13 protein-coding genes and 1 pseudogene are annotated in these 14,566 nt (G+C 51.3%); 5 read left to right on the forward strand and 9 right to left on the reverse strand.

What is annotated here, in order from left to right; all coding sequences use genetic code 11:
• Positions 1–75: 75 nt before the first annotated feature.
• The 3 genes from CLV60_RS28995 to CLV60_RS29005 form a co-directional block, all read right to left on the reverse strand.
• Positions 76–657 carry an RNA polymerase sigma factor gene (locus tag CLV60_RS28995; RefSeq protein ID WP_146151616.1) on the reverse strand — a complete coding sequence of 194 codons (582 nt, stop codon included), beginning with the start codon at positions 655–657 and terminating at the stop codon, positions 76–78.
• A 165-nt stretch (positions 658–822) separates the two neighbouring features.
• Positions 823–3,078, reverse strand: a complete 2,256-nt coding sequence (locus CLV60_RS29000) for a CRTAC1 family protein (RefSeq protein ID WP_106598903.1) — start codon at positions 3,076–3,078, stop codon at positions 823–825.
• 103 nt (positions 3,079–3,181) lie between these two features.
• Positions 3,182–3,733 (reverse strand): hypothetical protein, encoded by a 552-nt coding sequence (locus tag CLV60_RS29005; protein ID WP_170118886.1) that lies wholly within the window; start codon positions 3,731–3,733, stop codon positions 3,182–3,184.
• Positions 3,734–3,823: 90 nt separating this feature from the next.
• Between CLV60_RS29005 and CLV60_RS29010 the strand changes: the two genes are divergently transcribed.
• The 3 genes and pseudogenes from CLV60_RS29010 to CLV60_RS35075 all read left to right on the forward strand — a co-directional run bounded on the left by CLV60_RS29010 (position 3,824) and on the right by CLV60_RS35075 (position 5,033).
• A complete protein-coding gene (locus tag CLV60_RS29010; RefSeq protein ID WP_211302286.1) occupies positions 3,824–3,976 on the forward strand; it encodes a hypothetical protein in 153 nt (50 codons plus the stop codon).
• 110 nt (positions 3,977–4,086) lie between these two features.
• Positions 4,087–4,329, forward strand: a pseudogene (locus CLV60_RS35070) (Fic/DOC family N-terminal domain-containing protein); the annotation flags it as partial.
• A gap of 542 nt (positions 4,330–4,871) precedes the next feature.
• Entirely contained in the window at positions 4,872–5,033 is a 162-nt protein-coding gene (locus CLV60_RS35075) for a hypothetical protein (protein WP_374755663.1), read from the forward strand.
• A gap of 77 nt (positions 5,034–5,110) precedes the next feature.
• Here the strand turns inward: CLV60_RS35075 and CLV60_RS29020 are convergent, their stop codons facing one another.
• From CLV60_RS29020 to CLV60_RS29035, 4 genes are all read right to left on the reverse strand, one after another.
• Positions 5,111–5,980 carry a helix-turn-helix domain-containing protein gene (locus CLV60_RS29020; protein WP_106598921.1) on the reverse strand — a complete coding sequence of 290 codons (870 nt, stop codon included), beginning with the start codon at positions 5,978–5,980 and terminating at the stop codon, positions 5,111–5,113.
• Between the two features lie 123 nt (positions 5,981–6,103).
• Positions 6,104–7,336, reverse strand: coding sequence for a DUF4374 domain-containing protein (locus CLV60_RS29025; protein WP_106598905.1), 1,233 nt, complete (start codon positions 7,334–7,336; stop codon positions 6,104–6,106).
• Positions 7,337–7,372: 36 nt separating this feature from the next.
• A complete protein-coding gene (locus tag CLV60_RS29030; protein WP_106598906.1) occupies positions 7,373–9,748 on the reverse strand; it encodes a TonB-dependent receptor in 2,376 nt (791 codons plus the stop codon).
• Positions 9,749–9,885: 137 nt separating this feature from the next.
• On the reverse strand, positions 9,886–11,412 hold the full coding sequence (locus CLV60_RS29035; protein WP_106598907.1) for an aminotransferase-like domain-containing protein: 1,527 nt from the start codon (positions 11,410–11,412) through the stop codon (positions 9,886–9,888).
• A gap of 104 nt (positions 11,413–11,516) precedes the next feature.
• Here CLV60_RS29035 and CLV60_RS29040 point away from each other — a divergent pair, with 104 nt between their 5' ends.
• On the forward strand, positions 11,517–11,954 hold the full coding sequence (locus CLV60_RS29040; protein WP_170118896.1) for a cupin domain-containing protein: 438 nt from the start codon (positions 11,517–11,519) through the stop codon (positions 11,952–11,954).
• Positions 11,955–11,976: 22 nt separating this feature from the next.
• On the forward strand, positions 11,977–12,579 hold the full coding sequence (locus tag CLV60_RS29045; protein WP_106598909.1) for a succinate dehydrogenase/fumarate reductase transmembrane subunit: 603 nt from the start codon (positions 11,977–11,979) through the stop codon (positions 12,577–12,579).
• Between the two features lie 66 nt (positions 12,580–12,645).
• Here CLV60_RS29045 and CLV60_RS29050 read toward each other — a convergent pair whose 3' ends face one another.
• Both CLV60_RS29050 and CLV60_RS29055 read right to left on the reverse strand, forming a co-directional pair.
• A complete protein-coding gene (locus CLV60_RS29050; RefSeq protein WP_106598910.1) occupies positions 12,646–13,512 on the reverse strand; it encodes a sugar phosphate isomerase/epimerase family protein in 867 nt (288 codons plus the stop codon).
• A 143-nt stretch (positions 13,513–13,655) separates the two neighbouring features.
• Complete coding sequence (locus tag CLV60_RS29055; protein ID WP_106598911.1) at positions 13,656–14,435, reverse strand: sialate O-acetylesterase; 780 nt, start codon at positions 14,433–14,435, stop codon at positions 13,656–13,658.
• Positions 14,436–14,566 lie beyond the last annotated feature (131 nt).

Genomic DNA, 14,566 nt, shown 5'->3' on the forward strand with positions numbered 1-14,566 from the left:
ACTAACAGTACAGTCATGGAAAAGCGGGAACAACCCTTACTCCAATAGGAATTTTTTTTCAAAAAATTGGATGTGTCAAATGACAGGAAGTATCAGCACTGCCAGCACGATGTAATCTTTCATCTCCACGCGCAGGATTTTGAGCGCTTTGCTGATGTGGGCTTCCACCGTTTTCTCCGAAATGTCCATCTGGCCGGCAATTTCTTTGAGGCTGTACCCCTTGCGGCTGAGCGTGAACACCTCCCGGCATTTTTCGGGCAGTTTGAGCAGTGATTGCTCGTAGAATTCATTGAGGGTATTGAAGTCCAGGTTTTCGGCTGTGACGTTATCCGGCAGAAAATCGTCGTCTTCGAGCGTCAACACCTGCTTGCGCTGCTCCTGGTGATAGTAGTTGATAATGCAATGGCGGAGCGTGCCATTGAGATAGGCCTGAATATTTTTTTGTATGTCAAACTTATGTCGCCCTAGCCAGAACTTAACGAAAGTTTCCTGCACCAGATCCTCCGCGATTGCCTTCACACCCGTTTTCCGGATGGCCGTATGCACGAGCAATCGCACATGCCTGCGATACAACTCCCTGAATGCCAGCTCCTCGTCCTGCTCGCACACAAGCGTCATCAAGGCCTGTTCGGAATAGCTGCTGTATGGATGGTTCACGGGCAAAAACGATAATAATGAGTTGGAAAAACGCAGGGAAATACTCGGTAAAGCGGAAGGTGTTTACAATTTAATGATATTAATCATAATAAATATCCATCAATAAAAACAAAACCCCGCGGGGAAGACTAGATGCCTGCTCCCCGCGAGGTTCTGAAAAAACGGTCAGATTGACGCCTTCGCTACCGGCACACAAACCGGTATTTCGTGCGCATGGGTACGTTTGAAAGTCAGTTTTTTGATTAAAACTTTCTCCGGTGCAGCAACTCCCTCCCGGATTTTGATGAACTGGTTGGCGGCGATATTTTGCAGTTTCTGAACTTTGCCACTGCCATTCCAGCGGATTTCGATCTCGTCGATCGTCTTAGCCTGCCCCAAACCGATCTCCCGCTTGAATGGCTGCGAACCGAAGCTTCCTCCGGATGACACGACACGGTAGACGCTCCGTCTTTTACCATTTTCGGTAAAAGTGAGCTTGATTTTCGAACCGACGGCGGCCTTGTTGGCCGTTACACCTTCCAGGTCGAGGGAAATCCAGTTGTGCTCGCTTTGGCCGGGGTTCATGAAGAACGAGTTCTGGTAAGCGTCTCCAATGTAGGCGCCGCCCATTTCGATGTAGATATCCTGGTCACCATCGTTATCCATGTCGGCAAATGCGACAGAATGTCCTTTTTGTAAGCTCCCTACCTTTGCCGAGGTGGTCACATCCGCAAAGCCCCTACCTTCGACATTCTTGAACATCTTATTAGGTATCAGCGATTTGTAACTCGGATTACCGGTTCCGATGAAAATATCGAGGTAGCCGTCGTTGTCAATATCACCGAAATTGCCGCCCATGGCGAAGCCGGTCTTATCGAGGCCCATTGCCTTGGTAACATTCGTAAAGGTGCCGTCGTGGTTGTTATGGTAAAGCACCGGCTGCCCATGGAATTCTGGCGAGTTACCCAATCGCTCGGCGGCGGCGTAGTAGCTCAATGCGTAATCCATCGTATAATCCCCGCAGAGAATATCCTGCCATCCATCGTTGTCATAATCCCAGAACCAGGTCGCAAAGCTGCGGTTCTGGTCTTTGTCCAGCGCAGCAGCCTGGGTTACGTCTTCGAAGCTGACTTTCCCGTTGGAAATACCCTTGTTCCGAAGCAGGAAGCGGCGCCCGCTAAGTGTCGAAATAAAGAGGTCGTTCCAGCCGTCGTTATCGTAATCGCCGGAAGTAACGCCCTTGACGAAAGCAGCCACAGCGGTATTGGCCTGTTTCGCTACCTCCGTGAAAGTGCCGTTTTTGTTGTTCAGGTACAGTTCACACGGGTGGTAGTTGGCACCGATGGTCGTTTCATTCCCAATAAACACATCCAGCCAGCCGTCGTTATTGAAGTCGTTCCAGGTGGCTGTCTGCGTGGGGTGCATCGACAACAGGCCCGCGTCGATGGTTACGTCGGTAAAGGTCCCGTCGCCATTGTTGCGGAGAAGCGAATTGGGCTGGTCTCCGTAAGGACTGCCCAGCCACGCGCCGCGCAGCACGAAGATGTCTTTAAAGCCATCATTATTGTAGTCTGTTTGCGTCATGTGCAATCCACCGGCGAATTTACTCAACCGCGAATACTCCGATTTATCCGTGAATGTCCCGTCGCCATTGTTTTTGAAATAATGCATCGGTTCGCTCAGGTCCCAGCCCGACATCGCCAGGTCCAGGAAGCCGTCATTATCGAAATCCTCGGTAATGACTCCGCCGGCCATATTCCTCACATCCAGTTTCAGATCCGGTGCGATGTCTTCGAATGGCTTCACAGCGACGGGGTCCTCGGCGTCCATGGAAGGGATCAGCATCTTCTTCGGCACACGCGCCGGATACTCACCCAGCGTCATATACGCGATATTGAGCAGCCATAATGCCTCGTAATCGTCCGGTTTTTCGGCCAGCATTCTTTTATAAATATCCACGGTACCTTTCGACCCTTTGGTATTGCGGTGTATTCCGCCGTTTTTGATCGGGAGGATACATGCGTCCACCGAGTGGTTGCTCACGCAATTGATCTGCTCCCCGAAACGCAAATAGGCCACTGCCATATCGTCGGTTACCTTACGCATGACACCTGGCAATGCCTCAAACGGGCCCGGGTTCCGTTCCAGGCCTCTGAGGATGCCGATTGCATCATCGGGCCGCCCGAGTTGCAGCAATACATTGGCCTTGAAGTGTTTTACCCTGAACTGTTGTGCCACCTCGGTAGGCGGTATCGCTTTCAGGAGGGAGTCGAGGTACATCAGCTGGGCGTCCGGACAGAAATTGTTCTGGTAGTTAAACGCCCTTTGCTTCGACTCCTGCAACAAGCCCAGCATTTTGTCTTCCGACGTCGGCTTCGTGCACAGGCTTATGGCCAGCGCGCCCGTAAGCACGACGGTAAAAAGTATAAGTTTTTGCCTCATGTTCTATGTGTTAGCTTTTTTCGAATACCACAAAGCATACACGCAGCAGCCCCTTCATGCGCTGGTGGCTGCAAGGAGGGGTGTCTCATGTACGGATGTTATTTCAAAAAGCTGCCTTGGGAGGAGGCGATGCAACGTGCAGGAACAAAGAAGGGATGGTCAGCAGAACGCCTTTGAAACCGGTTTCCGTCCGAACCCAGTCAATGACAAAAAACCAATGCCTTCTGTTGAATGTGAGGTAATCTTTTAAGAAGTTTTTGAGCACCTGAGGCGCTTTGCCTTTACAGTCCATGACGCCGCCTTTCACGTGTTTGTCAACGTGCGACACGAGGTCCAGATAACGGTCCTTCGCAGAAACATCCAGCTTGCATTTTACATACAGCGTGTCGTTCATCAGCTGCTGTTCGACGATCTGATAAAAGTCGTCGCCCCGCCGCAAGCGTCCTTCGGCCTGTTCCGCTACCTGCCAGTCGGTTTGGTAAGGGACCATGATCGGGATTTTCAGTACCAGCAATTCTTCGGGAAGAACAGCCCCGGAAGAAGTCTCTTCGCCATGCCCGCTCGCGACATACTCCCCTATCCAATACACGAGCGGAAAGCCCATGATGTTATAGAGCAGCAGCGCGCACATGAGGATGGAGAAAACCTTTTTCACCGGACTGTTTTCGCCAAATGTAGGCGTTTTTACAAAAATTTCGTCATAAATATTCTATCAATATTTCCATTAAGGAGCGTATCAAACCCCTTGGAACCCACTCCGACCCCACACCCCGTCGCGACCAACAAGTTTGAGGCCATCGACTGGAATGTAAAGCATACCATGTACCACTGCGGGCAAATCGGGCTTTTACGGAGGGTCGTAAGCGAGCGGTTTGATTTTGGGTTGAGAGTAGGGTGATATACCGAAAACCACGGCTGATTGGATAGACTTGTTATTTGAACCTAACTAATATATTTGTATTCATGACTTTGCCGAAAAATCAGCTTTACAGAGGTATTAATTGACACATGATTTACAAAATATCTCCTCTTCCCCTGGATATCGACCTTGAAACCAAAGCGGTGCTAAAAAAGGTTACCTCTGCACGCAGTGCTTTGGCGGAGTTGAAAGGCTCAGTAGTGGGAATTCCCAATGAAACGATCCTGATCAACACACTATCATTGCAAGAAGCGAAGGACAGCTCCGCGATTGAAAATATTGTAACGACACAAGACGAGCTTTATCAGTTTGACACTTTTGCCGAGAAATTCAAGAATGTGGCGGCTAAGGAGGTTCACACGTATGCGGGGGCGCTAAGAAGCGGGTTTGAAATTGTCAGAAAGGCCGGCTTCCTTTCTAATAACCACATTCTAGAAATCCAGGGCACTATCGAGGCCAATAATGCGGGATTTCGGAGAGTGCCGGGTACCTTGTTGAAAAACGACCTGACCGGTGAAACGGTATACATGCCGCCGCAGAGTTATGACGAGATCGTGGACCTTATGTCCAATCTTAAAAAAATTTATCAACGACGACTCGTTAAGCGATTGGGATCCGCTTATCAAAATGGCGGTCATTCATCATCAATTCGAAAGCATTCACCCTTTTTATGACGGAAATGGGCGTACGGGCCGAATTATCAATATGCTGTATCTGGTGAAGGAAGGCCTGCTGAACATTCCTGTCCTATATCTGAGCCGGTATATCAATCAACATAAGGGAGACTATTACCGACTATTGCAAAAAGTACGCACACACAATGCATGGGAAGAGTGGATTCTTCAGACACCCCTACACGAAAATCGATTTCGTAATGGCCGATTTGGAAGTATCCAGAATCACTGCAACACGGTATCTGGATCAGCTCGCTCAGATCGGGATTCTTCACAAGCAGAAATTCGGGAGGGATAATTATTATATCAATCTGGATCTTTACGACCTCCTGGGTAACGTTAATAGTCTTTCCCCAATTTAATAACATGTATAGGAAATGGCACTCTTCTATACATATCCAAAAAACCTGTATAGAAAACAGCACTTTTCTATACATATTCACCCCTCATACAACGTCGCCATCCGCCTCCTGAAATCCTCCGGCGCGTATCCCGTCTGTTTCCCGAAAAACCGTGTAAAGTAGGCTGGCTCGGAAAAGCCCAGCTCGTAGCTGATTTCCTTGATTGGCTTGCGGACGAAGCCGATCTCGCGCTTGGCTTCGAGGATGAGGCGTTCGTTGATCATCTGGCTGATGGTTTTGCCGAATGAGCTGCGGGTCAGTTCGTTGAGCCGTTTGGCGCTGAGTGATAGCTCGTTGGCGTAAAAATCGGCTTTGCGCTGCTTGCGGTAATTGGTTTCGATGGATTCCAGCAGCATTTGCAGGCGCGGGTCGCGTGGGACGGGATCGCCGGTTTCTTTTTGCAGGTCGATGCAATGCAGGAACCAGCTCCGAAGGTAGGATTCGAGGATAGCGGGTCGCCCGGCATCCTCATATTCGGTGCGGATAAGGCCCAGCAGTGTGTTCAGAATAGGTAAGCGGCATTCGGGTATGGTGACGCAAAAATTGGTGGAATATTTGAAGAGTTTGAAAATATCATTACCAATGAGCCGCTCGAAAAAATCCCTCGAAATGGCCATCAGGAAACCGCATTTGCCGCGCTGATCCATACTGTGCACCTGGTCGGGCAGCAGTAGAAAAACCTGGTTGCAGGCGATGGGATATGGGTTAAAGTCAATGTAATGTGCCTGCCCGGGTTCAATGTCGGTGAACCATAGCAGTTCGTAAAAGTCGTGACGATGGATGCCGTTGAAGAAATGCTCGTCGCCACCTTCGATCGTCGCCATCGCAAAAAAGGCATCACCAAGGTCGTGCAGGGGAAATTCCGCACGCTGCTGCTCCTCGATCATCTTGCCATCCATGTAATCCATATCCTCTTCACGCTTATCGCACTTCGCGGCCTCAAATATCGGCAGCCGGCGTAGTTCCTGCAAAACACAAATCCCCGCCGGCCATGTGGTACGACGGGGTTTGTAGTACTTCTAAAACCCAAACTATTTGACCTTAACAATGGCGGTAATAGCCCCGCCTTCGACTTTGAGGCCTTGCTTGGAGGTAGCAGTGGCGATATCCACTGTGTACACCCAGCTGCCTGCATCGGTATTGATACCCACAAAGACGCTCTTCTTGTCATCGCTGACAGTATTGTTGTTATAGGAAGCCGACGACGACGCGATCACATCAGGCACGCCGGTTACCCATGTAAATGTCTGGTTGTAAGCATCCGCAATAGCCAGTTTCTTCGCACCGGATGCCTTGCCGAGGTCTCCATACATATAAAGCAGGAATTTGCCGCTGCCCAGGTATGTCTGGTTGGCAATCTTATAACCGCCTGATTTTTCCTGCACATTGAAGAAATAGCTCTGGTCGAACTCGGTCGTACCTTTCTTAATGCGGACAAATGCCGACGGCTTGGTGGATGTAGCCACACCGCTGTTGGTCGCGGATGCCGGCGAGAAACCGTATACATCGCCGTTTTCGTCTACCGACAATCCATTATTGAAATATGAACCAATAAAGCTGGTACGGTTATCTTTGATCACCTTGTCGAGGGTCATAGCGGGGTAAGAGAACACGGCAATCCAGCTGCTATCGGGATTGGCGGTACCGAATACATCCGGCGCCGCACCTTTAATGCTCATGTAAGGAGCAAAAATCTTGTCGCCTACCTGCGTAGCCCACGTGAAGTGCGCACGCTCGCCGTTGCCTGCGAGTTTCACGATGTTCACCTGGCCTTCGCCCACGATTTTGGATTGATCTGCATTAATGCGGAACCACGACGCACTTTCGTTGCCGCTTCTCGGAACTTTGATGGTGAGGATATCGTCGCCTGCCGGTGCAAATACCTGAACGGTTTCGCTTTGAAAATCAGAAGTTTTCACCAGTGCACCTTTTTCATCCAATGCATAAGTGGTAACGGCACCCGGGTTGCCCTGACCGTACAACAGGCTGAAAAACTTACCCTTATGCGTCAGGTAATAGCGATAGGATCCATCCTGCTCGATGCCCTGCCCTACCGTGCTGATAGTACCCTGCGACAGATCTCCCGTGGTAAGCAGGTAATCCGCAACACCCTGCGAGCCGATCGGCGCCGAAGCCACTACATAGCGCGACTGCGTTCCTGTGCCAGGTTCCGGTGTAGGATCGGTCTTATCATCATCGCTGCATGCGCCCAAAGCCACGCCCATACCCACTACGAAAAACCACTTCAAATATGACTTTTTCATTTTCTGATTTTGATTGGATTATTGAATTGTGAAAGATTATTTACTGATGAAATAGCGTAGCTTGACGTAAAAACCACGACTTGGCTTCTGCAAGCTGAAATTATCGAACAGCTTTGCGTCGAGCAGGTTTTTGCATTCCAGCGACACGTTGTACCGGCCGTCGGCCACGGCGTATACCAGGTTCACATCGTGGCTCAGCTGCTCGGGAATGTCCAGCTTGTCGCTGCCCAGGCTCGGCCAGTAGAGGTAATAGGCGTGCACGTAAAGCAGGTTATAGCCAAGCGTTAGCGTGTTGCCTTTCCTGCCAAGGTCTTTGAAGAAAACTGCCGCATCGGCATTCCCGAAAAGGAACGGCATGTTCGGGATCCGGTCGCGGTAGAGCGGGCTCTCGGTGATGTAACCTTCCTCGAAACGCGTATTGTTGCGAAGGTTCTGGTAGGTGAGATTGGCGCCCGCCGTGAACAGCTGCCGGTACGAGTAACGCACCTCGCCGTCGATACCGAAGTTGGTCACATCCGCCAGGTTATCCATCACCTGCTTGGTCTGGTTCGCATTCAGGCGGGGGCGAATAAAGCCTTGCGCGTCGCGGTAGAGCACATTCGCATCCACGCTGAACCGGTGCACGCGGTTAATCGCGCCGTTGTAGCTGAAACCCAGGTTATAGTTGTAGCTGGTTTCGGGGTCGAGATTGATATTCCCTTCCAGGTTCAGCAGATCACCGAATAGCTCGTCGGTTTCGGGCAAGCGGTAACTTTTTTCAAATGAACCTTTCAGCTGAAAGTTTTTGAATAGAAAATAGGTGGAAGCAATGCCGTAACCCAGCTTTTCGAAATTGTTTTTCTGAACTAAAAACGCTTCGTCCCCCCAATTGCCGGTCGGATTATAGGAAACTGAAAACTTGTTATTCTGCGAGAAGTGTTTGAGGAATAGTGACGTATTCCAGCGTTCGTTATAGTCGAATTTATAGCCCAAACCGAGCACATTCTTCCTGTTCACGCGCGGCTGCTCATACTTGGCCGACTCCGGGAAAAGCTCGTCCTCCCCTTTCCGGTTGAACGTGTTCAATACATTGTTAATCGTCACCGAATGGCGTGGATCGATCTGGTAAGTTACGTTCGCCGTGGCCAGGCCGTTGTTGTTCCGGAACTTGTACAGCGACCGCTCGCGCTCGCTGCCATTTCCTTCGTATTGTTTGAATTGCTGAAACCAGTTGTAGCGGCGGTAAACCGTATCCACATTCTGCTCCTGGCCCAGGTTATAGTTAGCTGAGATATTGACATTCAATCCTTTGACAAACAAATCCTTCTTCTGGTATTTCAAACTCGGCATCACGATGTTGCCCTTCCGGTGCCACTGCCCGAAAACGCTCACCATCCGTGCGCCTGTCTGGATTTCGGCTTTGTTTTTACCCAATGTAACCCCCAGCAAAAGCCGGTCGGCGAACTTCTTGCCCACCACACCCACATTCGCGATCACGGTTTCATTGTGGTAAGTATCATGAAACCTGCGCAGACGCTGGTTGCGGAAATACTCGCCGGTATTCACATCGGCCACGTCCACGGTGATCCAGTAATTGTTATCCGAGTAATTCTGAAATGCATTCAACTGGGCTGTAAAGCCATTTTTGGCCGTGTAACCGGCATTAATCGTCGTGCGGTGCGTGTTGAACGAGCCGTAGGAATAGGAAGCATCGAGGTAGCTGTTCTGGCGGGTGTTGGTGACGATATTCACCGCACCGCCGAGGGCATCCGAGCCGAGCCAGATCGGCACCACGCCTTTGTACACCTCCACGCGTTCGGCGAGGTTGATAGGGATATTATTCAATTGAAAAGAGGAACCGAAATTATCCATGGGCACACCGTCGAGGAAAAACTTCACCTGGCGGCCGGTGAAGCCGTTGAGCGAAAAGTTCATGTTCGAGCCCACACCCCCGCTCTCCCGTACCCGCACCCCCGATACGCGATCGAGCGCATGCGAAAGATCGAGCGTGGAGTTTTGCAGCTTTTTGGCATCGATCGCCGTTACATTATATGCCTGGCGGTTGATCTCCTTCGTCTCGGTCCGGCCGATCACCGAAACAGATTCCAGCTCGCGGGTTTCGGAAACCAGTTTGGTATTGTGTTTGAAATGCTCGCCGGCTTTGAGGGTAATGTCTTTGGTTTGCGTTTGGTACCCCATAAACGACACCAGCAACTTGTAAGAACCGGGGCGTACGTGCTCGATCGTGTACTTGCCATCGGCGTTGGTGAAGGTTCCGTGAGCAGTCCCTTTCAGGCTCACAGAAGCGCCGGGGAGTGTCTCCCCCTCCTCCGACCTGACCTGCCCATGAAGGGTAACATCCGCCTGCTGGGCAAGGGCGACGAACGACAAGGCACAAAGCAGCCCTGTCTGCAGAATTTTACTAATTTGCATTGCTTTAAATGTTTCAGCGTTTACAAGTAATGCGCCTCGGCGCAGCAAACCGGATGGGTACCAGCCATTCGGTTTTATTAATAAATAGACTCATTCTAAATAACAGCGCAAAAGTAACCACCCAGCAACAGTTATCCTTATACAATTTGCCGGTTTAGCTGGACAATCTGCACATTGCCCGATATCGCACGCAACGTCGCCTCAATAAGCAGCGTAGTTGCTTCGCGCAATTCTTCGGGGTTGAGGGACGCAAAACCGATACAGATGGCATTCAAATCGACCCCCAGCGGGTTATGCCGCTTCCCGTCCCTGATAAAAAGCCCGAGCCGCTGGGCTTCCGCCGCCACCTGCACCGTACCCACCCCGTGGAATCGCACCCAAAGGCACATTCCTCCTGTGGGTACCGTGAAGGAAACGATGCCCGGCAGATGCTCGGCGAGCATTGCGCACAACAGATCGCGGCGTTCTTTGTATAAACCGCGGATTTTGTTGAGGTGGCGTTCTACTGCACCGCTGCGCAGCAATTCCGCCGCAGCTTCTTCCAGGAGGTTATCCCCCTGCAAATCGACCACATACCGGTGCTGGCCCAGCAAAGCGATAAGGTTGGCGGGTGCCACGATGAACCCGAGCCGGATCGCCGGAGCGAGAATTTTGGTCAGCGTGCCCACGTATATGACACTCCCGCCGGCATCCCGGCTCGCCATAGGCAATGTAGGATGGCTTTCATAATGAATATCAAAATCGAAGTCGTCCTCGATGATCGCGATCCGGTGCGCTCCGGCAATTTCCAGCAACCGGAGACGCCTCGCCGCCGACAATGTGACGGTAGTAGGATGATGGTGATGCGGAATTACATAAATGAGCCTCACCGGCGTGGTGCGGCAGATGGCTTCCACGGCGTCGACGTCGATTCCCTCCCCGTCCACCGGCACACGACATACGTTCACGCCGAGGCGGATGAACATCTGGGTCACCACAAAAAAGCCGGGGTCGCCGACAATGACCGAATCACCGGGTTTCAGCAGCAGCGAGGCAGCCAGGTACATACCCATTTGCGCACCTTTGGAAATGAACACATTCTCGATGCCGATATTCAATCCCCGCGTCTGCCGAAGCATTCGCACAACCTCAGCCCGCAGGCGCGGCGAACCTTCCTTGGCCGTGTAGGAAAGATAATCTCGGGCGAATTTCCGGCTACCGATCACGCGGTACTCGCGCAAAAGGTCGTTCAGAGGTGTAAGCCGGACGTCGGGAAACCCCTCATTAAATACATATTTGAAAGCGCCCGAGGGATATCTGACTTGCAATTCGTCCCGTATTTCGAAGCCGATCTCGTAGCCGGTCGTAGCAGGATACCCCATTCCCGAGGCTCCTGCTTGCTTAACCAATGGCGCGGGTACGGTCCCGGGCATTTCCGGTGCCACGAAGCAGCCCTTCCTCGGCGTCACGTCGATCCACCCTTGCGCTTCCAGCTCGGCATATGCAGCCACGACGGTGTTCCGGTGAAGGCTCAGCGACCGGGCCAGTTCCCTGCTGGACTGGATCTGCGTGCCGGGACACAGAATACCCTCCCGGATCAATGAACTGATTTGTTGTACAATTTGAATGTACACGGGCAATTCCCCTGGCCTGCAAACCTTGATGAGGCTACCGAGCTCAATCATTTATGATGGTTTAATTCTGGACTAGCAACAATATGGTTAGTGGACTATCCGGCCACGAAGAGGCACATTTATATTTGCCTCTATCACCAAAACCCGACGACCCAATGCGAACTATTATTTTCCTCCTGGCGGCATTTGCCGCGCTTCCGGCCATGGCGCAACACGAGCATGCGAAAGCCAGTGTCAAAGCCGATCCATTCCAGTTTCAGCACGTGCGCAGTGAATGGCTCACCGATGCCGAACTGAAAGGCTACAAACTCGAATCATCGGTCATGACGATCGCCCCCGGCGCGACCGATACCGTTAGCCACCGGCACGACTGCGATCTCTTCGGCTACGTACTCGAAGGCGAGGTGCAGATCGGGCTCGATCACGCGCCTCCCGTGTTGTACAAAACAGGCCAGATGTTTTTTGAAAAAAGAAATATCCTGCATTCACTGGCCGCCAATCCACTCCCGAACAAACCTTCACGCGTGCTGCTGCTGTTTCTGATCAAGGACGGCCGGGCGTCCTACACACCCGAATATCCAACCAGGAAATAATTGATAGCTGCACAATATACCAATGAAGTTGAAACAAATACATAGAATTTCCGGGATCATCATCGCGGTGTTTCTCGTGCTGCACCTCAGCAACCATCTTTTCGCCCTCGGCGGGCCGGCGCTGCATATTACCGTCATGAAGTACTTCCGCATGGTGTACCGATTCCCACCGGTGGAGGTGCTGCTGCTGCTATGCGTCACCATACAGATTTTCAGCGGCCTGCGACTGGTTTTCACCAAAGGGTTCAGAAAGCAGCCGTTGTACGTAATCGCGCAGGCCGTTAGCGGGATTTACCTTTCTCTTTTCCTGATCAACCACGTCAGGGCGGTGCTGCTGGCTCGTTACGAGTGGCATGTCGAAACCGACTTCTACTTTGCTTCGGGCGTGGCGGTTCATTACCCGGAAAAGCTGTTTTTCATCCCCTACTACACGCTTTCGGTGTTGTGCGCATTCACGCATATTGCCTGCGCGCATTACGCACGCAGCATGGAGCTCGCCACCGTTTGGTCACCTTCGGGAGGTAATGACCGGTTCAAAAAGGAAGCATTCTGGATTTTTGGAACGGGTGTGGTAGTAACCGCCCTGATCATGGGCTCGCTCACCGGGCTATTTTATCCGTTGTAGGGCAAAAAAATGGCCTCCGTTCCCACAGCAAATGTGCAGGTACGGAGGCCACTTCTATTTTTCCAATTAATATTTCAAACTTTTCAAATACGCGATCGATTGCGGTACCTGCGTCGCGTAGCTCGGGCTTTCGTCCTCGATATAGTAATGCTTCAATCCCGCTTTCTTGGCCGCTTTCAGCACAGCTGGGATGTCGATTTGCCCCGTACCCAATGCCACATCATTTTCGACCGGCGTGCCGCCCGACATATTGCCGGTAATGCCCTTTTTCAAATCCTTCATGTGCATGAGTTTGAAACGGTCGGGGTATTTGCTGATCAGCGCCGCCGGGTCCTGTCCGGGGAAGAATGTCCAGAGCATATCCAGCTCGAAGCTGACGAATTTAGGATCGGTGTTCTGGATAATATAATCCATGAGCGTACCCTCGCCGTGTTTTTCGAATTCGTAACCGTGGTTATGGTAGCAGAACGTCAGACCAAACTCCTCTTTCAGCTGCTTACCGATTTTGTTGAAATCCGCCACCGTTTTTTCGGCCATTTCGAGGGTAAAAGGTCCCTTATGCGGCACCCAGGCTACGCGAACGTAGCTCGCACCCAATGCTTTGGCATTATTACCAACCTCCTGGGTTTTGTTGAGGGCGTCGTCATACCCCACACCAAACGACGAGCATTTGATGCCACGTTCGTCGAGCAACTTCCGGAGCTCCGGTGCTGTTTTGCCGAACAGGCTTGAAAACTCCATGTCGGTAATTTTCAGCGCCTTGATCGTGTCCAGCGTAGCTGCCGTGTTTTTAGAAAGGCTCGTCCTAAAAGTATACGAAACCATCCCCGGCTGTTCGGGGAAAAGCGGTTTGCCTTTCTGCGCCGAAGCAGAATATCCACAAGCCAATGCCGCCAGGAGCGCCGCGCGGAGTGTAAATTGTTTGATTTTCATGTAAAAATGGTTGGTCAGGTTTGTGAGGCTGTCAATTAATAAAATTGAATGTTTATAAATTCCCTACGGTGATATGCCTATGACGAAAAACCCCGATACTCACCCCATGATCGACAAATCTTACGATACATTGCGGGAATATTTCATTCTTCCTTTTTCAAAAACGCCTCCGCATACCGGTGACCCAATTCCCGCGCCGAACGGGTATCGAAATGCGTGTCGTCGCCCTTGTGCACCAGGCCCGCGGCCGACGCCAGGTAAACCAGCTTGTTACCCTTCGCGTAATCGGCGATGATCTGATTGATAACCGCCGCATCGGGATTTTTGGCTACATAAAAATCCCCAAGCGTTCCGACCACGACCGGCACATTATCCGTATGAGTATCCCGGCGAAGGCGCTTGAAAAAATCAGCCAGTTTAGCGGCATATGCACCTTTTTTCTCCGGCGAACTGTCGGATTCGCCCTGATGCCAGATGATACCTTTGATCGTCCCGCGTTTCTGCGCCTCCTTCACGCGGGCGAGCATTTCGTCGTAGGCATAAATGCCGGTCTGCTCATGTTTGGCACCGGGTTGCCAGTCGTCGATGCCGCTCCCGCCCACTGCACAGGGAATGAGGCCAATCGAGCGTCCCGGTTGTTTTTGCAGCATTTCCTGCGCGAAAGTCAGGCCCGGGCCTGCCCCCACCACCGCCGGTTTGTCTTCATGCAGCGGGTCGGCAGCCATTTTCCATTCATTATGGCGGTTAATAGCCCATATTTTGGATGAATTGGGTTGGGATGCCGCGTCCGTCATGCCTCTCCCGGCCATATTAGATTGACCTATGAGGAGATAGAGGTCCATTTGTTCCGGAGCGGTTTGTCCAAAAGCAGCAGTAGTACCGGCCAATAAGCCCAGCAGTATTTTCAAAGGTTTAAAATTCATCAGTATCATGTTTCAAAGAATTCAATGCAGGTAATAGAGGGTGACCCAAAAGCAAAAGCCCTTTTTCTACTATGTAGAACGAGGGCTTTTTTGTATTTTTAATTACGACATTAGAAATACATGGGCAAGAT

The organism is Dyadobacter jiangsuensis (genome assembly GCF_003014695.1).
Taxonomy (GTDB): Bacteria; Bacteroidota; Bacteroidia; order Cytophagales; family Spirosomataceae; genus Dyadobacter; species Dyadobacter jiangsuensis.

What these genes read in the sequence shown, in the direction of transcription:
- CLV60_RS29045 (WP_106598909.1), top strand. Translation starts at nt 11,977, where the DNA reads ATGAAGTTGAAACAAATACATAGAATTTCCGGGATCATCATCGCGGTG.
- CLV60_RS29020 (WP_106598921.1), bottom strand. Translation starts at nt 5,980, where the DNA reads ATGGATTACATGGATGGCAAGATGATCGAGGAGCAGCAGCGTGCGGAA.
- CLV60_RS29000 (WP_106598903.1), bottom strand. Translation starts at nt 3,078, where the DNA reads ATGAGGCAAAAACTTATACTTTTTACCGTCGTGCTTACGGGCGCGCTG.
- CLV60_RS29050 (WP_106598910.1), bottom strand. Translation starts at nt 13,512, where the DNA reads ATGAAAATCAAACAATTTACACTCCGCGCGGCGCTCCTGGCGGCATTG.
- CLV60_RS29040 (WP_170118896.1), top strand. Translation starts at nt 11,517, where the DNA reads ATGCGAACTATTATTTTCCTCCTGGCGGCATTTGCCGCGCTTCCGGCC.
- CLV60_RS29030 (WP_106598906.1), bottom strand. Translation starts at nt 9,748, where the DNA reads ATGCAAATTAGTAAAATTCTGCAGACAGGGCTGCTTTGTGCCTTGTCG.
- CLV60_RS29025 (WP_106598905.1), bottom strand. Translation starts at nt 7,336, where the DNA reads ATGAAAAAGTCATATTTGAAGTGGTTTTTCGTAGTGGGTATGGGCGTG.
- CLV60_RS35075 (WP_374755663.1), top strand. Translation starts at nt 4,872, where the DNA reads ATGGCCGATTTGGAAGTATCCAGAATCACTGCAACACGGTATCTGGAT.
- CLV60_RS29035 (WP_106598907.1), bottom strand. Translation starts at nt 11,412, where the DNA reads ATGATTGAGCTCGGTAGCCTCATCAAGGTTTGCAGGCCAGGGGAATTG.
- CLV60_RS29055 (WP_106598911.1), bottom strand. Translation starts at nt 14,435, where the DNA reads ATGAATTTTAAACCTTTGAAAATACTGCTGGGCTTATTGGCCGGTACT.